Here is a 23,026-nt window from a genome sequence, read left to right as displayed (position 1 = left end):
TTAGGCGGCCGGCGTTCCCGGCAAAAGCAGGATGACAATCAGGGCTGCGACGACGGCCACGCCGTCCTCGATAAAGGCTGCCGGTGCATCCTTGCCGAAATGGGCGGCAAGCTTTGCCCGCACTGCGGCGCCACCCAGCGTTCCGATCACGGCGCCGATAATGCCGGAGACGAGGCCGGCCAGCCAGTAGCCGTAGGGCATTCCAATCGCAGCACCCGAGAGCGCCCCGGTCAAGATACGTGCACCGAATTGCTGCGGCACCTTGCGGCTTGGCGTCGATGGCAACTGGTCGGTGATGAATTCGACGATGGCGATCAGCGTCAGGATCAGCACGGCCCATTTGGAGCCCATGAAGGCGAGCCAGGTGCCGGAGAGATCGAGCCAGCCGAGACCGGCCGCCCAGCTGACGATCGCCGGTGCCGTCATGGCGCGAAGTCCGGCCACCGCGCCGATGACGAGTGCAAGCATGTAACTCATGATGATTCCCTTTGCCGCCGCCGACGGATGCCGGTGAAATCAAGTCTTCGCAAGTTTTAGTGGAATTCGCCAGTGCCGGATTTTAAGGTGACGACCGAGGACGAGTTGGGAGGAGGAGCCCGGCATCTGGTGAGATACGCAATTCTTGCAGCGGCGGGCGTGGCGGTCATGATCGGTCTGGGCATCTATGTCCAGGGCGCCGGCATGATCGCGAGCGGCTACATGGAGGAGGCGAAGGCGCAGGCCAACACCACGCTGAGGCTTGCCGTTTCCGGTCTCGACGGGCACCTGAAGCGCTACGAGGCGCTGCCGGCCCTGATCGCCGACCAGCAGAATGTCGAGGCTTTCGTGCTCGATCCGTCCAACACAACCCTGCAGGCCGCCACCAACGCCTATTTGAAAGACACCAACGCGCTCCTCAAATCCTCCGACATCTATCTGATGACGATGGACGGGCAGACCATTGCCGCCAGCAACCATGACAGCGACGTCAGTTTCATCGGCGAGAACTTTTCCTACCGTCCGTATTTCCAGGAGGCTGCTAAGGGCCGCCAGTCGCGCTTTTATGCGCTCGGCACGACGTCGCTCAAACGCGGCTACTACTTCTCGTCGCCGATCGAGATCGCCGGAGTGATCCGTGGCGTCATCGTCTTCAAGGTGGATATCGATCTGGTCGAAGACAGCTGGGGGAAGGGGACCGACCAGGGAACCGAAGACCGCATCTTCGTTGCCGACCCCGAGGGCATAATCTTCATGACCAGCCGGCCGGAATGGCTCTATGCCACGACCCTGCCGCTGTCGCCGGGCCGGATCGCCCGCACCCAGACCTCGCGGCGCTATGCGGATGCGAAACTGCGCGAATTGCCGGTCCGCCGTGGCGAATTCGCCGGCCACGAGGTGATGACGATTGCCGATAATGATGGCGACCGGGAATATCTCGTCGTGTCGCAACCGATGCCCGATGCCGGATGGACCGTCAGCGTGCTGATGGATACCGGGTCCGTGCATGCCCAGGCAAAGACCACCGTCGCCGCCCTGCTGCTTTCCCTCTGTCTCGCCGTCCTCGGCCTTGCCGTCATCCTGCAGCGCCGGGCGCGGCTTGCCGAGCGCATGCATCTCCAGGCAGAAGCGCAGAATGCGCTCGAGCACCGGGTTGCCGAGCGCACCGCCGATCTTGCCCGCGTCAACGCCCAGATCGAGGAGGAGGTGGCCGAGCGCCGGGCCACCGAACAGCGACTGCGCCAGACCCAGGCCGACCTCATCCAGGCCGGCAAGCTTGCCGGCCTCGGTCAGATGTCGGCGGCACTGTCGCACGAGCTCAACCAGCCGCTTGCGGCCGCGAAAACCTATGCGGAGACGGCCGGCGTGCTGATGGACCTCGACCGCACGGACGAGGCGCGCGACAACGTTAGACGCATTTCGGCGCTGATCGATCGCATGGCCTCGATCAGCAAGCATCTGCGCAATTTTGCCCGCAAGCCGAACGAGAAGCTCGGCGCCGTCTCGCTGCAGGAGGTGATGGACGACACGCTGGAAATCGTCGCGGCGCGGCTGAAGGCGGCCGATGCCGATCTCGTCGTCGACATCCCCGCCAACCTGCCGAAGGTGCGGGCCGGCTCTATCCGTCTGCAGCAGGTTCTGGTCAACGTGATCGGCAATGCGGCAGATGCGGTCGAGGGACTTGCCGACCGGCGCATCGCCGTCTCGGCGTCACGGACCCACGATACCGTGACGGTGCATGTGCGCGATGGCGGGCCGGGTGTGCCGGCATCGATTCGCGAGCGCATCTTTGATCCCTTCTTTACCACCAAGGGCATCGGCAAGGGGCTCGGCCTCGGGTTGTCGATCTCCTACAACATCGTCAAGGATTTCGGTGGTAGCCTTTCCGTCACCGATGATCCCGATGGGGGTGCCGTGTTCACCATCGAGCTCGACATTGCCGATGAAAACCTGATGGAGGCTGCCGAGTGAGCGAAGCAAGGGATGCGGCGCAAAGGGTTTTGCTGGTTGACGACGAAGAGGAGCTGCGCCGATCCACCGCCCAGGCGCTGGAGCTGTTCGGGCTCTCAGTGCAGACCTTTTCCAATGCCGATCATGTTCTCGAACTCGCCGGTTTCGGCTTCGAGGGCGTTATCGTCAGCGATATCCGCATGCCCGGAACAGACGGCATGACGCTTCTGCAGCGGGTGCGCGAACTCGATGCGGAAATCCCGATCATTCTCGTCACCGGCCACGGCGATGTGCAGCTGGCGGTCAAGGCGATGCGCGAGGGCGCCTATGATTTCCTCGAAAAGCCGTTCACGCCGCAGCATCTGGCCGGCGTTATCCGCAGGGCGCTCGATCGCCGCGCGCTGGTCATGGAAAACCGCCGGCTGAAGGCGGTGGCCGGCAAGCGCGACGATCTGGAAACCCGCATGCCCGGCCGCACCCAGGTGATGGTCGACCTGCGCTACCGGATCCGCGCGATCGGCGCCACCGATGCCGATACGCTGATCATCGGCGAGACCGGCGCCGGCAAGGAAGTGGTGGCGCGGGCGCTGCACGATGTCAGCCCGCGCGCCAACCGGCCGTTTATCGCCATCAATTGCGCGGCACTTCCGGAAACGCTGATCGAAAGCGAGTTGTTCGGCCACGAGGCGGGCGCTTTTCCGGGCGCGATCAGGCCGCGATACGGCAAGTTCGAACATGGCCGCGGTGGTACGATCCTGCTCGACGAGATCGGCTCGATGCCGTTCGACCTGCAGGCGAAATTCCTGCGCGTCCTGCAGGAGCGGGTCATCACAAGGCTCGGCTCGAACGAAACCGTGGCGCTCGACGTCCGCTTTATCGCCACCAGCAAGGTGGATCTGGAAGCGGAGGTCGCAGCCGGCCGGTTCCGGGCCGATCTACTCTACCGTCTCAACGTCGCAACCATCCATGTGCCGTCACTTCGGGAGCGTCGGGCCGATATCGCGCTCCTGTTTCTGCAGCTGGTCCGCGAAGCTTCCGCCCGCTATGGCCGTGACGATCTCGACGTTCCCGTCGATGTGATCGCGACGATCGGCGACCAGGCCTGGCCCGGCAACGTCCGCGAATTGCGCAACGCCGCCGATCGGCTGGTGCTGGGTCTCGATCTTCCGTCGACGGATTCCAACGGCAGGCTTCGTGATCCGGCCGGGCGATTGGCCGACAAGGTGGCAGCCTTCGAGCGCAACCTGATCGCCGGCGAAATTGCTGCCCATGGCGGTGCCCTGCGCCCCGTCTACGAATCGCTCGGCATTTCGCGCAAGACGCTCTACGAAAAGATGCAGAAACACGGGCTCGACAAGCGCCTTATCTCGGCCGACCAGATGCTGCAGGACGATTGAACGGGTGACGAAACACCTGCGAAACCCCGTGCTGGGTGGATTTCCACCCAGGCTTTGGCGCGATTGTTCCCTAATCCACCCATGCTGCATTGCACGCCAGCGATAAACTTAGCGGTGCTGCCTCCCGCCCGATTGCGGCCAGCGAAATCACCACTGCAAATGGCACCACGCTGGCGAGGGAGGACTGTCGCCAGCACTCAGTTTGCATGCTGATTTTCACGCTCGGGAGGACAATCCATGAAAATCGTCAACGCCATGATCGGCGCAACGGCTCTTGCCGCCATGTCGCTGTTTTCGGCTTCTGCCAATGCGCAGAGCTATCCGGAACGCCAGATCACGATGATCGTACCGTTTGCGGCCGGTGGCCCGACCGATACGGTTGCGCGTCTTGTGGCTGAATCCATGTCGCGCGATCTCGGCCAGCAGATCGTCGTCGAAAATGTCGGCGGTGCCGGCGGTTCGCTCGGTGCCGGCCGCGTCGCCAATGCGGAAGCAGACGGTTATACCGTCCTCCTGCACCATATCGGCATGGCGACCAGCGCCACGCTCTATCGCAAGCTCGCCTATGACACGCTGAACGCGTTCGAATATGTCGGTCTCGTCACGGAAGTGCCGATGACCCTTCTCGCCCGCAAGGACATGGAAGCCACCGATTTCAAGGGCCTGATCGAATACGCCAAGGCGAACAAGGACAAGGTGACGGTCGCCAATGCCGGCATCGGCGCTGCGTCGCATCTCTGCGGCATGCTGTTCATGAGCTCGATCGAAACGCCGCTCGTGACCGTTCCCTACAAGGGAACCGGCCCGGCCATGACCGATCTCCTCGGCGGACAGGTCGATATCATGTGCGACCAGACCACCAATACGACAAAGCAGATCCAGGGCGGCACGGTAAAGGCCTACGCCGTCACCTCCGCTGACCGCCTCGACATCCTGAAGGACCTGCCGACCGTCAAGGAAGCCGGTTATCCGCAGATGGAAGTGGGCATCTGGCACGGCATCTACACGCCGAAGGGCACGCCGAAGGAAGCCAACGACAAGCTGTCGGCGGCACTCAAGGTGGCACTCAAAGACCCGAACGTCGTTGCCCGTTTCGGCGAACTCGGCACCAAGCCTTCGCCTGAAGCCGACGCCACGCCTGAGGCGCTGAAGACCAAGCTGGAAAGCGAAATCGCCCGCTGGAAGCCGGTCATCGAGGCAGCCGGCCAGTACGCCGACTGATCTCTCGTCACGGCACTGCCCCTCACCCTGGCCCCTCTCTGGGCAGGGTGAGGGGTTCTGCTCGATCGGCCTTGGAGCCCGCAACCTTTCGTCCTTCTCCCCCGCGGGGGAGAAATTGCCGGCAAGCTGATCGCTCAGATCGACCGCTGATCGGCGCGAACGTCTGCAAGGACCCCACCGGCAAGCGACACTCCTGCAAGCGACACTCCTGCTAGCGACCATGCCGACCCGCGGCGCAGATCCACAGAGCTCTTCCAATATTTCGGAGCCATCATGAATTCACTCAATATCGACAGGACCAATCTGGTCTGCGGGCTGGCGCTCATGCTGACCGGCCTGTTCTTTGCCTATCAATCGATCGAACTGGAACTCGGCACGGCGCTTCGCATGGGGCCGGGCTATTTTCCGTTCATCCTCGCCTGCGTTCTCGTGCTCTTGGGCGGCGTGATCGTCTTCCAGGCCATTCGCGTTCACGGCGAACCGGTGGGTGCGCTTGCCTGGCGCGGGATGGCCTTCATCCTGCCGGCACCGATCTTCTTTGGTCTCACCGTGCGCGGTTTAGGCTTCGTGCCGGCGATCTTCTTTACGGCGCTGATCGCGGCATTCGCCTCGCACAAGATGAAGCCGTTGATGGCCGTCATCCTGGCGGCTCTGCTCACGGTCTTTTCGGTTCTCGTCTTCAGCTATGGTCTTGGTCTGCCGTTCCGGCGGTTCGGGCCGTGGCTGGGCATGTAAGGGGCTCGGTTCATGGAATTATTCAACAATCTCGCCCTCGGTTTCTCCACCGCCACGTCGATCGAGAACCTGTTCTTCTGCCTCATCGGGGTGCTGCTTGGCACGCTGATCGGCGTCCTGCCCGGCATCGGCGCAACGGCGACGATCGCCATGCTGTTGCCGATCACCTTCCAGCTCGAACCCGTGTCGTCGCTGATCATGCTCGCCGGCATCTACTACGGCGCGCAGTATGGCGGCTCCACCACGGCCATCCTCATCAATATGCCCGGCGAATCTTCGTCCGCGGTCACCGCCATCGACGGTTACCAGATGGCGCGCAAGGGCAAGGCGGGACCGGCGCTTGCCATCGCTGCCATCGGATCGTTCTTTGCCGGCACGGTTTCCACCTTTCTTGTGGCGATCTTCGCGCCGCCGCTGACCTCGATCGCCCTGCAGTTCGGTGCGGCGGAATATTTCTCGCTGATGGTCGTCGGTCTCGTCTCGTCGATCGCGCTTGCTCACGGGTCGATCATCAAGGCGCTCGCCATGGTCTGCCTTGGCCTGCTGCTTGGCCTCGTCGGCACCGATATCTACACCGGCACGCCGCGCTTCACGCTCGGAATCCGGGAATATGCCGACGGCCTGAACTTCGTCGCGGTCGCGGTCGGCGTCTTCGGTATCGCTGAAATCCTGCGCAATCTCGAAAGCGAAAAGACCCGCACCGTGCTGATGGCGAAGGTGTCCAACCTGATGCCGTCGCGCGAGGACTTCAAGGCGATGGTCGGCCCCGTTCTGCGCGGCACGGCGATCGGCTCCATCCTCGGCATCCTGCCGGGCGGCGGCGCGATCCTTGCGGCATTTGCGTCCTATACGGTCGAGAAGAAGGTATCGAAACATCCGGAAGAATTCGGCCACGGCGCGGTCGCCGGCGTTGCCGGGCCGGAATCGGCCAACAATGCGGGTGCACAGACCTCGTTCATCCCGCTCCTGACGCTCGGCATTCCGGCCAACCCGGTCATGGCGCTGATGGTCGGCGCGATGATCATCCAGGGCATCGTTCCAGGTCCGAACGTTGCCGTCGAACAGCCGGCGCTGTTCTGGGGCATCATCGCGTCCATGTGGATCGGCAACCTGATGCTTGTGATCCTCAACCTGCCGCTGATCGGGTTGTGGGTAAAGCTTCTGACGATCCCCTATTACGTGCTCTTCCCGATCATCATGGCGTTCTGCGCCATCGGGGTCTACAGCGTCAATTCCAACGTCTTCGATCTCTATGCCGTCGCCTTCTTCGGTCTGCTCGGGTACGTGCTTTTGAAGCTGCGCTGCGAGCCGGCACCGCTTCTGCTCGGTTTCGTTCTTGGCCCGCTCCTGGAAGAAAACCTGCGTCGCGCAATGATCCTCTCGCGCGGCGACGCCACCACCTTCATCACCCGCCCCATCAGCGCCGGCCTGCTCGCGCTTGCCGCACTCGTGCTCATCGTCGTCTTCCTGCCCAGCGTCAGGAAGAAGCGCGAAGAGGTGTTCGTTGAGGAGGATTGAGGGGTAGCAACTTTTGGAGGAGGAGAGGGGGACGGCTCCCTTTCCTCATCATTTCTGTGCTTGCCACAGGGATCCCGACAGCCCAGGTCCCTGGGGTGTAAAGACTCCTTTCGCCACGCGGACGCGTGGCGGCTGGGTTCCTGTGGCGAGCACAAAAATGAGGGGAGGTTGGGGCTGCCGAAGTCCCCTTCATTACACCGTCTGCAGCGCCTGCAGTTCCTCGACCGGCACCTCTCCACCCATCTGCTTCAGAAGCAGCGCGGCCATAAGACGACCCGCCTCCGCGAGGTCCTCGTAGATCGTTTCGATACGCGGGCGGACCTGGTCGAACAGGCCGGACGTCTGTTTGGCGACCAGGCGCACATCTTGGCCGATGATGCGGCCGGTGTCGTAGGCTGCCGACATCACCGCCATGGCGGAGACCTCGCCGCCGCAGATGAAGCCGTCGGGCGCGTCGTCGGCCGCCAGTCGTTCCGCCACATGGTCGCGGATCGCGTCGGACTTGCTGTCGAGCGAGACACGGTCGGAAATCTCGAAGGCGACGCCTTCCTCGCGCACCGCCGTCATGAAGCCGTGGCGCATGTGATGGGCGAAGGTGAACTGGGCGGGCGGCAGGATGATGAACAGCCGCCGACAGCCAGCATTGATCAGGCTTTTCGCGGCCCGGTAGCTAAAGGCGTAATTGTCGTAATCCACGTAAGGATGCGGCGTCGCAAGCTCGGTGCGGCCGTGGCACACGAAGGGAAAGCCCTGTTCCATCAGGAATTTCACGCGCTCGTCGGCGGCTTCGGTGCGGCTGAACAGGATGCCGTCGGCCATCCGGTTGCGGACGATATGCTTGACCGGATCGATCTGCGGCGTGTCTGAAAAATGCGGCGTGATCACCAAGTGGTACCTGGTGCCGCGCAGTGCCGCACTCATGCCGCGGATCATCGATGTGCCGTAGCCGAGGATTTCCTCGTGCGGATCAAGGACGAGGCTGATCACGTTGGTGCGTCCGGTGCGCAACCGCTGCGCCGCGCGATCCGGCAGATAGCCGACATCTTCGGCCGCTTGGCGCACGCGGATGCGGGTTTCGAGCGCAATCTGGGGATCGTCGGAGAGCGCCCTCGACACGGTCGTGACCGCAAGCTCGGTCAGTTCGGCGACGGTCTTCAGCGTCGGTTTCTTCTGGGCTGTATCGCGGGGCAAGCGGTTCGCGTGCGGCCGCGCCGGGCGTCCCTGCTGCAGCGTATCCGGGTCGATGTCCTCACCCCGGTCATCCCGGTCGTCAAGCGGCATTCCTGTCTCCTCCAGCTCCCCTCCAGGCGCCCTGTTTGTATCGTTGCAAAACGCCGCAAATTCGGCAAGTGCAAATCAACTCTTCACCGTCGCAAACGGGAAATATCGCTTTTATCGTTTTATAACAGGGTGATACCGGATCTTTGACATCACTGAAATTCTGTCCGCTACGGGGTTGACACTTACATCAGTTATATCGTTATAAATCGATGTCCGGAGAGGAGCCCGGCTTTGAGGGAGATATTTCAATGACTATTCGTTTGATCGGCAAACTGGCCGCCGGTGCGGCTATGATTGCGCTGACCGCTGGCGCCGCAAAGGCAGCCGAACAGGTTGAAGTTCTGCACTGGTGGACGTCCGGCGGCGAAGCCGCGGCGCTCAACGTGCTCAAGGAAAACCTGGCCAAGCAGGGTATCGGCTGGAAAGACATGCCGGTTGCCGGTGGTGCCGGTTCTGCCGCGATGACGGCGCTGCGCGCCCGTGTGACCGCCGGCGATCCGCCGACCGCCGTCCAGCTGCTCGGCTTCGACCTGCGCGACTGGTCCGAGATGGGCGTTGCCGCCAATCTTGACGATCTCGCCGCCAAGGAAGGCTGGGACAAGGTCATTCCTGAAGCGCTGCAGGCGTTTTCCAAGTATGATGGCCACTGGGTTGCTGCCCCCGTCAACATTCACTCCACCAACTGGCTGTGGCTGAACAAGGCTGCCTTCGACAAGGCCGGCGGCAAGCAGCCGACGAATATGGACGAGCTGTTCACCATGCTCGACGCCTTCAAGGCGCAAGGCATCACCGCGCTCGCCCATGGCGGCGTTCCGTGGCAGGACGGCACCCTCTGGGAAGCCGTGGTTCTCTCCGTCGGCGGTCCTGATTTCTACAAGAAGGCCGTGCTCGACGCCGATCCGACGGCGCTGTCGGGTGATACGATGAAGAAGGTGTTCGACGATATGTCGAAGCTTCGCACCTATTTCGATCCCAACTTCTCCGGCCGCGAATGGAACCTCTCCACCGCGCTCGTCATCGAAGGCAAGGCCGGCGCTCAGGAAATGGGCGACTGGTCGAAGGGCGAATGGCTGCGCGCCAAGAAGACCCCCGGCACCGATTTTGTCTGCATGCGCTTCCCCGGCACACAGGGCTCCGTCCTGTTCAACGCTGACCAGTTCATGATGTTCGACGTGGGTGAAGAGCAGAAGGACGCACAGATGAAGATGGCATCCGCCGTCGAAGATCCCGCGTTCCAGATCGCCTTCAACACGGTCAAGGGTTCCGTGCCTGCCCGTACCGACGTCTCGGACGAAAAGTTCGACGATTGCGCCAAGAAGGGCATGAAGGATCTGGCGGAAGCCTCGTCCAAGGGCACGCTGATGGGCTCGCTTGCTCATGGTTATGCGCAGCCGGCCGCTGTCAAGGAAGCCATGCTTGACGTCATCACCCAGCATCTGAATGGCCAGCTGACCACGGATGCCGCGCTGAAGCGTCTGCCGGAAGCGGTTGCTGCCGCGAAGTAGTCAAAAAAACCCCGCCTCAAACCCCTCCCCACAAGGGGGAGGGACTTAACCCAGCCGCACTGTCTGGGCCCGATTTGGTCGGTGGGTGCCCACAGGTTTTCTCCCCCTTGTGGGGGAGATGGCCGGCAGGCCAGAGGGGGCTTTTTTGTTGGCGCACCTTCAAACGTCTCTATTCGCATCCGGAGATCCCCCATGACGACAATCGAACCGGCTCCGATGGTGACGCCGACCAGGCCGCGGCGGTCCATGGCCGATGGCTTGCGCAATGGCTTGCCGAAGCTCGTTCTGGCGCCGTCCTTTGCCATCATTCTGGTGTTCGTCTACGGCTTCATTCTGTGGACAGTCTATCTGTCGTTCACCACGTCGAAGATGATGCCGATCTACAAGTGGGGCGGGTTCGATGCCTATTACCGGCTCTGGTCGCAGCCCAACTGGTATGTGGCGATGCAGAACCTCGCCATATTCGGCGTGCTCTATATCGTGCTCTGCACCGCGATCGGGCTTTTCATCGCGATCCTGATGGATCAGCGCATCCGCGCCGAAGGCGTCCTTCGGCCGATCTTTCTCTATCCGATGGCGCTGTCCTTCGTCGTGACAGGCACGGCCTGGAAGTGGTTCCTCAACCCGGGCCTCGGGCTTGAGAACACAATGCACAATCTCGGCTGGGAAAGCTTCAAGTTCGACTGGCTGGTGAACCCCAAGATGGCGATCTACACCGTCGTCATCGCCGGCGTCTGGCAGGCCTCGGGCTTTATCATGGCGATGTTTCTGGCGGGTCTTCGCGGTATCGACGGCGAGATCGTCAAGGCCGCCCAGATCGATGGCGCGTCAACCGTGTCGATCTATCGCCGCATCATCATTCCCATGCTGAGTCCGGTCTTCCTGTCGGCCTTCATCGTGCTCGCTCATATGGCGATCAAGTCCTATGACCTTGTCATCGCGCTCACGGGCGGCGGGCCGGGCAATGCCACCGAACTTCCGTCCACCTTCATGTATTCCTACACGTTTACCCGCAACCAGATGAATGTGGGCTCGGCCAGCGCCGTAATGATGCTGATGGGCATTACCGCGATCATCGTCCCCTATCTCTATTCCGAGCTTCGGGAGAAGAACCATTGAGCGCGATCCCTGAAAATGTCAGCGCCGGCTCGGTCCGCACCGTCCGCTATTTCATCTATGGCGCACTGATCATCCTTGCCGCCGTCTATCTGCTGCCGCTCTATGTGATGCTCACCACGTCGCTGAAGTCTCTTGATGAAATCCGCGGCGGCGACATGCTGGCGCTGCCGTCAGATCCGTCGATCGCCGCATGGGTCAAGGCATGGGGCGAGGCCTGCATCGGCGTCTCCTGCGTCGGCATCAAGGGCTATTTCTGGAACTCGCTGAAGATGGTGGTTCCGGCTGTGGCCATCTCAACGCTGCTCGGCGCGCTCAATGGCTATGTTCTCACCAAGTGGCGCTTTCCCGGCCACAAGCTGGTGTTCGGCATGATGCTGTTTGCCTGCTTCATCCCGTTCCAGGCGGTGCTGATCCCGATGGCGCGTCTGCTGGGTGCGATGGGTATGTCGAATTCCACCGCCGGCCTCGTGTTCGTCCATGTGGTCTACGGCCTCGGCTTCACCACGCTGTTTTTCCGCAACTATTACGAGGCGTTTCCGGACGAGCTGGTCAAGGCTGCGATGATGGATGGCGCCGGCTTCTTCAAGATCTTCTGGCGCATTCTTCTGCCAAGCTCCGGCCCGATCATCGTCGTCACGGTCATCTACCAGTTCACCAATATCTGGAACGACTTCCTGTTCGGCGTCTCCTTCTCGTCGGGCGAGGCATCGCCGATGACGGTGGCGCTCAACAACCTCGTTTCGTCTTCCACCGGCGTCAAGGAATACAATGTCGACATGGCCGCCGCCGTGTTCGCGGCATTGCCGACGCTGTTCGTCTATGTCGTCGCCGGACGTTATTTCGTGCGTGGCCTGATGGCCGGCGCAGTCAAGGGTTGATCCAACATGAGCTTTCTCGAGATCAAGAATATCCGCAAGAAGATCGGCAATGTCGAGATCCTCAAGGGCATCGACATCGATCTGGAAAAGGGCGGCTTTCTCGTGCTGGTCGGCCCGTCCGGCTGCGGCAAGTCCACGCTGCTCAACGCCATTGCCGGCCTGCTGCCACCGACATCGGGTGACATCGTCATTGATGGCGAGGTGGTGACGGACCTGCATCCGTCCAAGCGCGACATCGCCATGGTGTTCCAGTCCTACGCGCTCTATCCGAACATGACGGTGGAGGAGAACATCGCGTTTGCGCTGGAGATGCGCGGCATCGACAAGGCGGAGCGGGAAACGGCCGTCGCAAGCGTGGCAAAGACCCTGCAGATCGAGCATCTTCTGAAGCGCCGCCCGAGCCAGCTTTCCGGCGGCCAGCGTCAGCGCGTCGCCATGGGCCGGGCGCTGGTGCGCAAGCCGCGCGTGTTCCTGTTCGACGAACCGCTCTCCAACCTCGATGCAAAGCTGCGCGTCGAGGTGCGGGCCGAGATCAAGGCGCTGCACCAGAACACCAACGCCACGATCGTCTATGTCACCCACGACCAGATCGAGGCGATGACGCTTGCGACCAAGATCGTCGTCCTGAAGGAAGGCATCGTGCAGCAGGTCGGAACGCCTGCCGAAATCTACAATCTGCCGGCCAACCTGTTCGTTGCCGATTTCATGGGCTCGCCCGCGATGAACATGTTGAAGGGCAAGGTCGTCGCTGGCGGCGTCGCCCTGTTCGGCGGTTCGACGACGGTTGCCGTGCCGCCAACAGTGACGTCTGCTTTGCCCGCGGGCAAGGATGTCATTCTCGGCCTGCGCCCCGAAGCGATCACAGATTCCGGCCTTGCCGATCCGACGGCACATGCGATTGCCTTCGTTGATGCGCAGGTAACGATGGTCGAGCCGACCGGCTCCGACACGTTCGTGACCGGTCGGATGGACGGGGTGAATTTCACGGGACGCGCTCGCGCCGAAGTACCGGTCACGCTTGGCCAGACATTCCGCTTCGCCTTCAATCTCGACAAGGCCGTCGTGTTTGATCCGGAAAGCGGCAACCGCATCGGCTAAGTCCATGATCGGGCCAGAAAATTGACTTGACAAAAGACAATTTTCCTATCCCGAATCCGGTCGTTACGGGGCAATAGGGAACTATTCCTGTCCGCCCCGTGTTTCCCTTGTGACTGAAACAAGGGAGAGATGCCATGTCGCTGACCCGCGATTTCACGCCCTACGATTCGCGCCGGACCGCTTCCGGCCACGTCTCGTCCGGCGCGCCCGTGCGCCGATCCTTCCCCAAATCCTGGGGTGCCGAACATGTCGGCGAAAACAGCGTTCTGTTCCGCCTCTGGGCGCCGGACATCGAGCGCCTGCGCCTCCGCATCGCCGGCCGCAACCGCGAAATGCTGCCGGCCGGGCAGGGCTGGTTCACGCTGACCGTCGAAGGCGTCGAGCCCGGCACGCCCTACCAGTTCGTCATGCCCGACGGTAAAGCGTTCGCCGATCCCGCATCGCGAGCGCAGGACGGTGGCGTCGATGGCCACTCGATGATCGTCGATCCGGCCTTCTACCGCTGGAACATGCCGGCCTGGAAGGGGCATGCCTGGGAAGAGGCTGTGATTTACGAGATGCATATCGGCACCTTCACGGCCGAGGGTACGTTTCGCGCCGCAGCGTCTCGTCTCGCCGATCTTGCCGATCTCGGCTTCACTGTCATTCAGCTGATGCCGGTCAGCGAATTTCCGGGCGATCGCGGCTGGGGCTATGACAGCGCGCTTCCCTATGCCCCGCACCACGCCTACGGTTCGCCTGATGACATGAAGGCTTTCGTCGATGCCGCCCACCGGGTCGGCCTGTCGGTCATGCTGGATGTCGTCTACAACCACTTCGGCCCGGCTGGAAACCTGATCGTCTCGAACATCCCGTCTTTCTTCGATCCGCAGTTTATCACGCCGTGGGGTCCGTCGATCAACTTTGCCCAACCAGCCGTGCGTGCTTTCTTCATCGAAAACGCGCTCTACTGGCTGGAAGAGTTCAATCTCGATGGCCTTCGCATCGATGCGGTGGACGAGATCCTGGATGAAACGTCAGAGAAGCACATTCTCGTCGAACTTGCAGAGCGCGTTCATTCCGAAACGACGGGTCGGCGGCGCCATCTCGTGATGGAGGACCATCGCGCCATCCTGCGCAACCCGGAGCGTGGCGGGACGCCGGATGCGTTTGTGGCCGGATGGAACAACGACGCCTACCACGCCGCACATGTGATCGCGACAGGCGAGGCCGTGGGCCATGCCGCACCTTTTGCCGCGCAGCCGGTCGCCAAGCTCGCCGCTTGCCTCGCGCATGGCGGCATGCCGTCGCAGGACGATGACGAGCAAGATGCGAGGTCAGACGCGGACGCGGGCGGATCTTCGCCGCTTACCTCGTATATCCACTTCCTGCAGAACCACGATCATGTGGGCAATCGCGCCCATGGGGAACGATTGATCTCCCTGTCGGAGCCGGGGCTTCTCGACGTCATGACGTCAATGCTGCTTCTGTCGCCGCAGGTGCCGATGATGTTCATGGGCGAGGAATATGGGGAAGTGCAGCCGTTCGCGTTCTTTGCCGAATACGAGGGCGACATCGCCATGACCACCTGGGCCAACCGGTTGATTGAGGCGGAAAAATTCGGCGGCCTGCCGGAAGGCGTCACAGAACCTTGGCAGTTGGACAATCCGAACGCGCCGGAAGCGTTCGAGAAATCGAAACTGCGCTGGGAGCGTCGCGACACGGCGGAGGGCTCTGTCGCCTACGGGAAGATCCGGGATCTGATCGGAAAGCGGCGCGAGCACGTGGTCCCGGGGCTTTCCGGCATGCCTCACAGCGTCGGTCGCGTTCTTGCCTCCGCGCCGGAGACGATTGCAATCGACTGGCAGCTGTCGGATCGTCTCGTGCAACTGCGTGCCAATCTGAGCGCGTCTGAGGTCGAAGCACCTGGCATTTCCGGGTTTGTGATCCACCGGGTGCCGGAAACCGTCGTTGCCGATGGAACTGGGCCGCTCGTCATGCCGGCAACGTCGCTGCTTGCCGCGATTTCGCGGCACTGAATATTCGAATATTCATCGGAAAGGTGACGGCCGCATCACCAAGTCCTTGGCCAGTGTTCCAAAAGCCGCTAGAACTCATGGCGTTGCTTTCAAAGCCAAGGGACGGGGCTAAGAATGGATCACCAGCGCGGCGGCTCTGCTGCCTGCCAACCTTCCCGCGCAACGGTCGTGCGGGATGGCTAGGTTTGCGCGGCTCTTCCCGACGGCACCGATCGGGGCTTATCTGATCGCGCTCGTCGTGGGCGTGGCTTTACCGCTGCTTGTCTTCGGCGCCTTTCTCATGCTGCAGCTGGAAGAGCACGAACGGGACATGCTCTCCTCGAATACGGCAGAAGACGCCCAGATGATCGCTCGTGCGGTCGACCGCGAGCTGCAGGACATGGCAACGACGCTGCGCCTGCTGGTCAGTTCTCCCGAGCTGGAGTCCGGTGACCTTCGCGCCTTCCACGAGCGGACCCGGTCGAGCCTGCGTTCCACCAAGCTTTTCGTGATCGTCGCAGACCGGGACGGACAGCTTCGGCTGAATACCCGCGTCCCCTTCGATACGCCGCTCGGCAAGACCGCCAACATGCCAGCGCTCGAATCCATGCTGCGCAGCGGCTTGACGGAAGCCTCCAGCATGTTTCGCGGCACGACCAGCGGAAAGTGGGTCTTCAACGTCGCGATGCCGCTGTCTGAGAAGACAAACGCCTCGGGCGCTGCGATGATCATCACGCAGAATGCCGAGGATCTGCAAAAGCTACTGTCCGTCGATGGCCTGCCGGATGGCTGGTCTGCCGCGGTCCTCGATGGCAGCGGTCAGGTCGTCACCTCGGTCGGTGCCGCAAAGATGGCGGAGGGCGCCAGGTTTCCCAGCGAAACTCTGCGGCTGATGACCGGTTTTCGCGGCACGATCGAAGATGTCGATGGTGCGGGCAAACAGATGTACGGCTATGCGCAGATTACCGGCTGGGCCTGGAAGACCGTCGTCTGGGGGCCGATCGCGTCCGCGCAGGAAAACATTATCTCCACCTGGCGGCAGCTCGTTGCGGGCGGCATCGTCTTTCTCGCCATAGCCATGGTCGTCGCCTACCTCGTCGCCTGGCAGCTGCGGATCCCGATTAGGCAGATCGCCGACATGGCTGAACGGATCGGCAAGGGCGAAATCGTCTCGCCGGTGGAGACCAAGATCACCGAGGCGAACCAGATCGCCGTCGCGCTTTCGAACGCCTCGTTCGACCGGAGCCAGGCGGAAGACCGTATTCATCTCATCCTGCACGAGCTGGTTCACCGGACAAAGAACATCCTCACGCTTGTCCAGGCTATGATGCGCCAGCTGGCACGCAAGGATACGCCGATGGACGAGTTCCAGAGGGCAATCAGCACCCGCCTCCAGGGGCTGGGGAAATCGATCGAGGCTCTCGCCGAAGAGCAATGGGGCGGTGTTCCGATGCAGCGGGTCGTCGAGATCCACATGAGCACGTTTGCGGAAGCGGCGGACCGCGTCCAGATCCAGGGCGAGGATTTCGTGCTGAAGGCGGGTGCAGTTCAGAATCTCGGCTTGGTGCTGCATGAACTCGCCACCAATTCCGTCAAATACGGCGCATTGTCTGTACCCCATGGTACGGTACGGATCTCATGGAGCGATATCGCCGAGGAGACGGTCTCGGATGGAGACGGCGAGAGCCGTGGTGTGAACCTGCTTCTGGTCTGGGAAGAAAGCGGCGGCCCGACGGTAAAGCCGCCCACCCGCACCGGGTTCGGCACGACCATCATCAAGCGCCACGCGACCGCTGCATTCAGCGGCACTGTCGATATTGATTTCCGGCCCGGCGGCCTGGTCTGGCGGATGACGGTACCGCGTGCCAACCTGGAGCGCCCGGACGCTTCGGAAGGCTTGCGCGACGTTCCTCTTTAAGTTCTCTGGGTGTTTCAATGCCTGGGAACGAAGCGATATCCATCTCAGTTTAGCGGTTATGGATACGTTAGTCAGCACCATTGAAATTGACGTCGAGTCTCTCAAGACGATCGGCCTCACCTATGTCAACGATACCGAACCCGGCATTCGGCGGGAACGACGCGGCAAGGGGTTCAGTTATCGGTTGCCGGATGGTGGCTTGCTGGTTGAGGATGACCACCATACCCGCATCTCCGCACTCGGCCTGCCCCCAGCCTACGAAAACGTCTGGATCTGCCTTGATGCCAGCGGCCATCTCCAGGCAACCGGCTATGACAGCCGCGGCCGCAAGCAGTATCGCTATCACACGGACTGGCAGAATTTCCGCAGCGAGCGCAAGTTCGACCAGCTTGCCCAGTTTGGCGAGGCCTTGCCGCGCATCCGGTCCAGAGCTGCCCGCGATCTGTCGCATGGTCTCGACAAGTCCGAGGCGGTGATCGCCGCACTTGTGGCGCTGATGGACATGACGCATCTGAGGGTCGGCAACCGCGCCTATGCCAAGGAAAACCGCACCTACGGCGCAACGACGCTTCTGAAGCGGCACATGGTTTTGTCCGGCGACGGTATCCTTTTGAAATTCACCGCCAAGGGTGGCAAGCGGGTGCAGCACACGCTGAAACATCCGCGTCTGCAACGTATCCTGGAAGACGTCGCCGACCTCCCGGGACGCCAGCTGTTTTCGTTTCCCGATGAACACGGTACGCCGCGACCGATCGATTCTGGCCGGCTTAACGCGTATCTTGCCAAGGCCGCCGGTTTTCCGGTCACGGCAAAGACGTTCCGCACCTGGGGCGGAAGCCTCGCAGCCTTCATGTCAGCCTGGAATACAATGGCTGAGGACGGCCACCGTCCCAAGATCAAGGCATTGTGCAACGCAGCTTCTGAAGCGCTGCACAACACGCCAGCCGTCTGCCGCACCAGCTATATCCATCCGCAGATCCTGAGCCTTGCCGAGGATGTCTCGCCGCTCGAAAAGATCATGAACGCGAAGACCCTGCCGACGGACGGCCGCCGTGGTCTGCGCATGAACGAGCGCCGGCTTCTGGCATTCCTGAAGCAGGAACAGACCTGACCGGACCGGTTCTCGCTCCATCAGCCAGCGTATGATCTCATGGCACGCAGACAAGAGAAAGCCCGCACCGACCATGGCGGAGCGGGCTTTCGTTACCAGTCATTCTGCAATCAAGCGGCCTGTCTGTTGTGACGGCCCTCGTTGACTTCCTCGACGATCTTGTCGACGAACTGCTGCAGGTCGTCGGGTGACCGCGATGTGATGATGCCGTTATCGCAGACCACGGCTTCGTCCTGCCAGGACGCGCCTGCATTGCGAACGTCGGTCCGGATCGACGGGTAGGATGTCGCCTTGCGGCCACGCAGGGCATCCGCCTCGATCAGCAGCCATGGACCATGGCAGATGGCAGCAACAGGCTTGCCGCTCGCCACAAAATCTCGCACGACGCTGATCGCCGTTTCATCCTTGCGCAGCACATCGGGATTGATCTGTCCGCCGGGCAGAACCAGCGCATCGAAATCGCTTGCCTTGACGTCCTTCGCTTCAAGGTCGACCGCGACAGAGTCACCCCAGTCGGTCTCGTCCCAGCTTCTGATCTCTCCAGACTTGATCGAAGCGATCTTCACGTCGGCACCACGTTTGCGCAGTTCATCGAGCGGAAACCGGAGCTCCGAGCGCTCGTAGCCGTCGGTTGCAAGAATCAGGATGGAAGCGGACTTCATGTCAGCCATGTTTCACTCCTTTTTATTGTCATGGACTGTTGTCGTGGGCCGGCCCGGTTAAAGGCGGCCAGTCGAGAGATCCCTGCCATTGATAGACGCGGGGACACTGATCTCCTCTCGCGCTGTTCTGGGAAGCGGCAGTACGACGGCATCGGGCACAAGGACCATAAGCTCTTGCGGGCTTTTGGCCGCAAGATGCTTTGGATGGCCGAAGCTGCGATGCGAAAGGAACCGGTTCTTCAGCATTGTCAGAACGTGATGCATGATGGATCTCCCGTCGTGAACACAAGGTTTTTCGCCCGGTCACTGGATGTCCAACCCGACCGGTGTCATTTCGTTCCAGATCTTACACGATGTAATAGTACGTTACTGAACGACTCGAACGCGCCAAGCTCACAGGAAGTCTCGCCGATAAAAAGTTGGCGTCAGCGAAGAGGCCAGCCACAGTCATGTGTCGCTGGTGTCAGTCAATGGGATGACCGGTCGATCGCTAGATCGGAACGACCATCATGTAACAGGCCGCGATGACCATCACGAAACCTGCAGCCTCGATCCATTCCTTGACCATGATTGCCTCCCGCCACACTCCTAAAGCCTATCAACTGCGATACGGAATCATGGTTCCACGAAATGGCCACAAATGCGGCGACACAGCCTTATTCATAAAATTTGATTAACTCTTGTCGGCTTCTGCCCGTGCACGTGCCGCTTCCAGCACCGAGCGCACTTCGCGGGCCATGGCGTTTTCGATCGCGAAGGTACCATCGGGGGAGAAACCAGGATCTTCCTCGTTGTCCTTGAATGTAGCGTCGTCACGCAGCCGCTGCACGAAACGGGTGGTCGTCAGCTCGCCGCCAATCATTGCAGCGATCAAATCGATCATCAGTTCGCGATGCGCGTTCAGCCGGCCTTCGAGCTCTTCCGGGGGCATGGTCGTCATGGTCTTCTCCCTGTTGTTATGGGTACCAACAGAGAGATAGAGGAGGCGGCCCATCCGGAAACGCGTGCCGCCCTAAAAATTTCGCGGGCAACTTGCGAAACCTCCTAAATTACAGGGCCTCTGGAACGAATTGCAGCCTCGCACCTTCTATAGGCGAAAGTTTCAATTGGTATGACCAGCGGGGAAATATGGATACGAAATCGAGCCACTTTGTCGTTCACCCGGGTTCCTGGCTGCAGCTGGGCGCAAATTACGACGGCGATGGCGTCAACTTCGCGATTTTCTCGGCGCATGCCGAGCGCGTCGAACTTTGCCTGTACGACCCGAGCGGCAAGGTGGAAATCGCCCGCCTCGAACTGCCGGAATACACCCACGAGATCTGGCACGGCTATATCCCCGGCCTGAAGCCCGGCGCCCTCTACGGCTACCGCGTCCATGGCCCCTATGACCCGGAAAACGGCCATCGCTTCAACCCCAACAAGCTGCTGATCGACCCCTATGCACGCGAACTGTTCGGCGACGTTGAGTGGAACGAGGCACATTTTGCCTATGATCTCCTTGCCGAAGACAAGGACCTGACCTTCGACGAACGCGACAGCGGTCCCTACACGCCGAAGGGCGTTGTCATCGACCCGAATTTCGACTGGCACGACAACAACCGTCCGAAGATCAGCTGGCCACAGACAGTCCTCTACGAAACGCATGTGAAGGGCTTCACCCAGCTCAATCCCGGCGTTCCGATCGATCTGCGCGGCACGTATGAAGGCATGGGCCACAAGGCGACCGTCGATTACATCAAGAACCTCGGCATCACCTCGGTGGAGCTGCTGCCGGTCCACTCCTTCCCGGACGATCAGCACCTGCTCGATCGTGGCCTGAAGAATTTCTGGGGCTACAACACCCTCAACTTCTTCTCGCCCGCCTCGCGCTACTTCGGACCGAAGGGCATCCAGGGTTTCCGCGAGATGGTGCGGAACTTCCACGATGCCGGCGTCGAGGTCATTCTCGACGTGGTCTACAACCACACCGCCGAAGGCAACGAGCTTGGACCGACCCTGTCGTTCAAGGGCATCGACAACTTTTCCTACTACCGCACCATGCCGGACCAGCATCGTTACTACATCAACGACACCGGCACCGGTAACACCGTCAACACTTCGCATCCGCGCGTACTGCAGATGGTCACCGACTCCCTGCGCTACTGGGCCGAAGCGATGCATATCGACGGCTTCCGCTTCGATCTTGGCACCATTCTCGGTCGCGAGCCGGAAGGCTTCAACGAGCGCGGTGGCTTCTTCGATGCCATCACGCAGGATCCGGTCCTTTCCAAGGTCAAGCTGATCGGCGAGCCCTGGGATATCGGTCCGGGCGGCTACCAGGTCGGCGGCTTTCCGCCAGGCTGGGCCGAATGGAACGACAAGTACCGCGATACGGTGCGCGAATACTGGAAGGGCGACAACGTCTCGACGGACTTTGCGGCGCGCCTTCTCGGTTCCGGCGATCTCTACGATCAGCGCGGTCGTCGTCCCTGGGCATCGGTCAACTTCATCACCGCCCATGACGGCTTCACCTTGAACGACATGGTTTCGTACAACGAGAAGCACAACGACGAGAACGGCGAGGACAATAACGACGGCCATAACGACAACCGTAGCTACAATTACGGTGAGGAAGGCCCGACGGAAGACGAGGGCATCAACGCGGTGCGTGAGCGCCAGAAGCGCAACTTCCTCGCCACGCTCATGTTCTCGCACGGCACGCCGATGCTGCTGGCCGGTGACGAGTTCGGTCGCAGCCAGCTCGGCAACAACAACGGCTACTGCCAGGACAGCGAGATCTCCTGGGTCGCCTGGGAAAACCTGCCGGAAAGCAATGAGCAGCTGCGCGAGTTTACCCGCCAGATCATCAAGCTCCGTCATGAACAGCCGCTGCTGCGCCGCGAGAACTGGCGCGATGGCATGGACATCAAGTGGTTCAATGCCGGCGGTGGTTTCCAGACGTCCGAACAGTGGGACGAAGGCTCGACGATCGGTCTCTATATTGGCCGGGGCGACCTGAAGGAAGAAGAAGGCATCTGGCACGACGTGCTGCTGCTGTTCAACCCGTTCGAAGGCAACGTGCCGTTCCAGATCCCGCAGTTCGGCGAAGGTGGCTGGGTGCTGGAGATGACCACGTCGGATTATTCCAAGAAGGGTCTCGTGATCACCAAGGAACGGGACTTCGAACTCGAAGGCCGCAGCCTGGCACTGTTCCGCCGTCCGTGATGGCAGCCTGAATACTCCGATCTCCAAGCCCCGCCGGTCTCCGGCGGGGTTTTTCGTTTGGGTGGTATGCCCCAAGGGCAGAACTCACCAGCCTTCAGCCGAACTCATTCGATGACAGCTTTTCCTCATGCTATGTCCTTGTTCACACCACGATGCAGGGAAGGGAAGCACAGTATGTCGGCAGAAAAGGTAGCGATCGTCACAGCGGGCGGAAGCGGTATGGGAGCGGCGTCTGCGAAGAAGCTCGCGGCCGATGGGTTCAAGGTAGCGATCCTATCCTCTTCAGGTAAGGGCGAGGCCTTGGCGCAGGAACTCGGGGGGCTCGGCATCACCGGCTCCAACCAGTCGAACGACGATCTGAAGCGGCTCGTTGATGCGACTATGGAGACATGGGGACGGATCGACGTGCTGGTCAACAGCGCCGGCCATGGACCGCGTGCACAGATCGTCGAGATCACCGACGACCAGTGGCATACCGGCCTCGATGTCTATCTGCTCAACGTCATCCGTCCGGTGCGGCTGGTGGCGCCGATCATGCAGGCTCAGAAATCGGGCTCTATCGTCAATATCTCGACCGCCTGGGCCTTCGAGCCGTCCGCGATGTTCCCGACATCGGCGGTGTTTCGCGCCGGGCTCGCCGCTTATACGAAAATCTTTGCAGATACCTACGCGGCCGACAATGTGCGCATCAACAACGTTTTGCCCGGATGGATCAACAGCCTGCCGGCAACCGATGATCGGCGCGACAGCGTGCCGATGAAGCGCTACGGCACAAGCAAGGAAATCGCCGCAACCGTGGCATTCCTGGCATCCGAAGGTGCCGGGTACATCACCGGGCAGAACCTGAAGGTGGACGGTGGTTTGACGCGGTCGGTCTGAGACCTGCGGTTTTCGTTAGCCGAATGCTGTGTGCGCCGTGCGCCGTGTTCGTCAAGGAATCAAACGACGCAGGTGC

General features: G+C 61.3%; 18 protein-coding genes. 14 read left to right on the top strand and 4 right to left on the bottom strand.

Annotated features, from left to right (window positions below; translation table 11 throughout):
* Window positions 1-477: a DUF4126 family protein gene (locus ACQY1K_RS14685; protein ID WP_062461499.1), complete on the bottom strand. Its 477-nt coding sequence runs from the start codon at window positions 475-477 to the stop codon at window positions 1-3.
* A gap of 129 nt (window positions 478-606) precedes the next feature.
* On the opposite strand from ACQY1K_RS14685, the gene ACQY1K_RS14680 reads away from it, so the two are divergent.
* The 5 genes from ACQY1K_RS14680 (at window position 607) to ACQY1K_RS14660 (ending at window position 7,298) form a co-directional block, all read left to right on the top strand.
* Window positions 607-2,448 carry a sensor histidine kinase gene (locus ACQY1K_RS14680; protein ID WP_430257700.1) on the top strand — a complete coding sequence of 614 codons (1,842 nt, stop codon included), beginning with the start codon at window positions 607-609 and terminating at the stop codon, window positions 2,446-2,448.
* Window positions 2,445-3,824: a sigma-54-dependent transcriptional regulator gene (locus tag ACQY1K_RS14675; protein ID WP_062581936.1), complete on the top strand. Its 1,380-nt coding sequence runs from the start codon at window positions 2,445-2,447 to the stop codon at window positions 3,822-3,824. Before ACQY1K_RS14680 ends, ACQY1K_RS14675 begins: the two co-directional genes overlap by 4 nt.
* A gap of 237 nt (window positions 3,825-4,061) precedes the next feature.
* Window positions 4,062-5,045, top strand: coding sequence for a tripartite tricarboxylate transporter substrate-binding protein (locus tag ACQY1K_RS14670; protein WP_062461492.1), 984 nt, complete (start codon window positions 4,062-4,064; stop codon window positions 5,043-5,045).
* 273 nt (window positions 5,046-5,318) lie between these two features.
* Window positions 5,319-5,780 (top strand): tripartite tricarboxylate transporter TctB family protein, encoded by a 462-nt coding sequence (locus ACQY1K_RS14665; protein ID WP_062461489.1) that lies wholly within the window; start codon window positions 5,319-5,321, stop codon window positions 5,778-5,780.
* Between the two features lie 12 nt (window positions 5,781-5,792).
* Window positions 5,793-7,298, top strand: a complete 1,506-nt coding sequence (locus ACQY1K_RS14660; RefSeq protein WP_062461487.1) for a tripartite tricarboxylate transporter permease — start codon at window positions 5,793-5,795, stop codon at window positions 7,296-7,298.
* Window positions 7,299-7,490: 192 nt separating this feature from the next.
* Here ACQY1K_RS14660 and ACQY1K_RS14655 read toward each other — a convergent pair whose 3' ends face one another.
* Window positions 7,491-8,579 carry a LacI family transcriptional regulator gene (locus ACQY1K_RS14655; protein WP_113111850.1) on the bottom strand — a complete coding sequence of 363 codons (1,089 nt, stop codon included), beginning with the start codon at window positions 8,577-8,579 and terminating at the stop codon, window positions 7,491-7,493.
* A 248-nt stretch (window positions 8,580-8,827) separates the two neighbouring features.
* On the opposite strand from ACQY1K_RS14655, the gene ACQY1K_RS14650 reads away from it, so the two are divergent.
* The 7 genes from ACQY1K_RS14650 to ACQY1K_RS14620 all read left to right on the top strand — a co-directional run bounded on the left by ACQY1K_RS14650 (window position 8,828) and on the right by ACQY1K_RS14620 (window position 18,205).
* The gene (locus ACQY1K_RS14650; RefSeq protein ID WP_062581941.1) at window positions 8,828-10,084 is read left to right on the top strand and encodes an ABC transporter substrate-binding protein; all 1,257 of its coding nucleotides are present in this window, start codon (window positions 8,828-8,830) and stop codon (window positions 10,082-10,084) included.
* Window positions 10,085-10,276: 192 nt separating this feature from the next.
* Complete coding sequence (locus ACQY1K_RS14645; RefSeq protein ID WP_430257699.1) at window positions 10,277-11,203, top strand: carbohydrate ABC transporter permease; 927 nt, start codon at window positions 10,277-10,279, stop codon at window positions 11,201-11,203.
* Window positions 11,200-12,081 carry a carbohydrate ABC transporter permease gene (locus tag ACQY1K_RS14640; protein ID WP_062461481.1) on the top strand — a complete coding sequence of 294 codons (882 nt, stop codon included), beginning with the start codon at window positions 11,200-11,202 and terminating at the stop codon, window positions 12,079-12,081. The genes ACQY1K_RS14645 and ACQY1K_RS14640 overlap by 4 nt, the downstream gene beginning before the upstream one ends.
* A 6-nt stretch (window positions 12,082-12,087) precedes the next feature.
* The gene (locus tag ACQY1K_RS14635) at window positions 12,088-13,179 is read left to right on the top strand and encodes an ABC transporter ATP-binding protein (protein ID WP_184654496.1); all 1,092 of its coding nucleotides are present in this window, start codon (window positions 12,088-12,090) and stop codon (window positions 13,177-13,179) included.
* A 134-nt stretch (window positions 13,180-13,313) separates the two neighbouring features.
* Window positions 13,314-15,197, top strand: coding sequence for a malto-oligosyltrehalose trehalohydrolase (gene treZ / locus ACQY1K_RS14630; RefSeq protein WP_430257698.1), 1,884 nt, complete (start codon window positions 13,314-13,316; stop codon window positions 15,195-15,197).
* Between the two features lie 175 nt (window positions 15,198-15,372).
* Window positions 15,373-17,094 carry an HWE histidine kinase domain-containing protein gene (locus tag ACQY1K_RS14625; RefSeq protein ID WP_430257697.1) on the top strand — a complete coding sequence of 574 codons (1,722 nt, stop codon included), beginning with the start codon at window positions 15,373-15,375 and terminating at the stop codon, window positions 17,092-17,094.
* 85 nt (window positions 17,095-17,179) lie between these two features.
* Complete coding sequence (locus ACQY1K_RS14620) at window positions 17,180-18,205, top strand: DNA topoisomerase IB (protein ID WP_062461960.1); 1,026 nt, start codon at window positions 17,180-17,182, stop codon at window positions 18,203-18,205.
* A 110-nt stretch (window positions 18,206-18,315) separates the two neighbouring features.
* Here the strand turns inward: ACQY1K_RS14620 and ACQY1K_RS14615 are convergent, their stop codons facing one another.
* Together ACQY1K_RS14615 and ACQY1K_RS14610 are read right to left on the bottom strand one after the other, a co-directional pair.
* The gene (locus ACQY1K_RS14615; protein ID WP_062461469.1) at window positions 18,316-18,876 is read right to left on the bottom strand and encodes a type 1 glutamine amidotransferase domain-containing protein; all 561 of its coding nucleotides are present in this window, start codon (window positions 18,874-18,876) and stop codon (window positions 18,316-18,318) included.
* 664 nt (window positions 18,877-19,540) lie between these two features.
* Complete coding sequence (locus ACQY1K_RS14610; RefSeq protein ID WP_430257696.1) at window positions 19,541-19,807, bottom strand: hypothetical protein; 267 nt, start codon at window positions 19,805-19,807, stop codon at window positions 19,541-19,543.
* 188 nt (window positions 19,808-19,995) lie between these two features.
* Between ACQY1K_RS14610 and glgX the strand changes: the two genes are divergently transcribed.
* Window positions 19,996-22,071 carry a glycogen debranching protein GlgX gene (gene glgX, locus ACQY1K_RS14605; protein WP_062461460.1) on the top strand — a complete coding sequence of 692 codons (2,076 nt, stop codon included), beginning with the start codon at window positions 19,996-19,998 and terminating at the stop codon, window positions 22,069-22,071.
* A gap of 174 nt (window positions 22,072-22,245) precedes the next feature.
* Complete coding sequence (locus ACQY1K_RS14600; protein ID WP_430257695.1) at window positions 22,246-22,950, top strand: SDR family oxidoreductase; 705 nt, start codon at window positions 22,246-22,248, stop codon at window positions 22,948-22,950.
* Window positions 22,951-23,026: the final 76 nt, after the last annotated feature.

The sequence above is a fragment of the Neorhizobium sp. IRS_2294 genome (assembly GCF_050500145.1).
Lineage (GTDB): Bacteria > Pseudomonadota > Alphaproteobacteria > Rhizobiales > Rhizobiaceae > Neorhizobium > Neorhizobium soli.
Note: the sequence above shows the minus strand (reverse complement) of the source record. Positions and strands in the feature narration are given on the sequence as shown.

Excerpts from the sequence above, each read along its gene's own strand:
- ACQY1K_RS14650 (WP_062581941.1), top strand. The coding sequence starts at position 8,828 with ATGACTATTCGTTTGATCGGCAAACTGGCCGCCGGTGCGGCTATGATT.
- ACQY1K_RS14635 (WP_184654496.1), top strand. The coding sequence starts at position 12,088 with ATGAGCTTTCTCGAGATCAAGAATATCCGCAAGAAGATCGGCAATGTC.
- ACQY1K_RS14665 (WP_062461489.1), top strand. The coding sequence starts at position 5,319 with ATGAATTCACTCAATATCGACAGGACCAATCTGGTCTGCGGGCTGGCG.
- glgX (WP_062461460.1), top strand. The coding sequence starts at position 19,996 with ATGGATACGAAATCGAGCCACTTTGTCGTTCACCCGGGTTCCTGGCTG.
- ACQY1K_RS14670 (WP_062461492.1), top strand. The coding sequence starts at position 4,062 with ATGAAAATCGTCAACGCCATGATCGGCGCAACGGCTCTTGCCGCCATG.
- ACQY1K_RS14655 (WP_113111850.1), bottom strand. The coding sequence starts at position 8,579 with ATGCCGCTTGACGACCGGGATGACCGGGGTGAGGACATCGACCCGGAT.
- ACQY1K_RS14610 (WP_430257696.1), bottom strand. The coding sequence starts at position 19,807 with ATGACGACCATGCCCCCGGAAGAGCTCGAAGGCCGGCTGAACGCGCAT.
- ACQY1K_RS14600 (WP_430257695.1), top strand. The coding sequence starts at position 22,246 with ATGTCGGCAGAAAAGGTAGCGATCGTCACAGCGGGCGGAAGCGGTATG.
- ACQY1K_RS14645 (WP_430257699.1), top strand. The coding sequence starts at position 10,277 with ATGACGACAATCGAACCGGCTCCGATGGTGACGCCGACCAGGCCGCGG.
- ACQY1K_RS14660 (WP_062461487.1), top strand. The coding sequence starts at position 5,793 with ATGGAATTATTCAACAATCTCGCCCTCGGTTTCTCCACCGCCACGTCG.
- treZ (WP_430257698.1), top strand. The coding sequence starts at position 13,314 with ATGTCGCTGACCCGCGATTTCACGCCCTACGATTCGCGCCGGACCGCT.
- ACQY1K_RS14615 (WP_062461469.1), bottom strand. The coding sequence starts at position 18,876 with ATGGCTGACATGAAGTCCGCTTCCATCCTGATTCTTGCAACCGACGGC.
- ACQY1K_RS14685 (WP_062461499.1), bottom strand. The coding sequence starts at position 477 with ATGAGTTACATGCTTGCACTCGTCATCGGCGCGGTGGCCGGACTTCGC.
- ACQY1K_RS14625 (WP_430257697.1), top strand. The coding sequence starts at position 15,373 with ATGGCTAGGTTTGCGCGGCTCTTCCCGACGGCACCGATCGGGGCTTAT.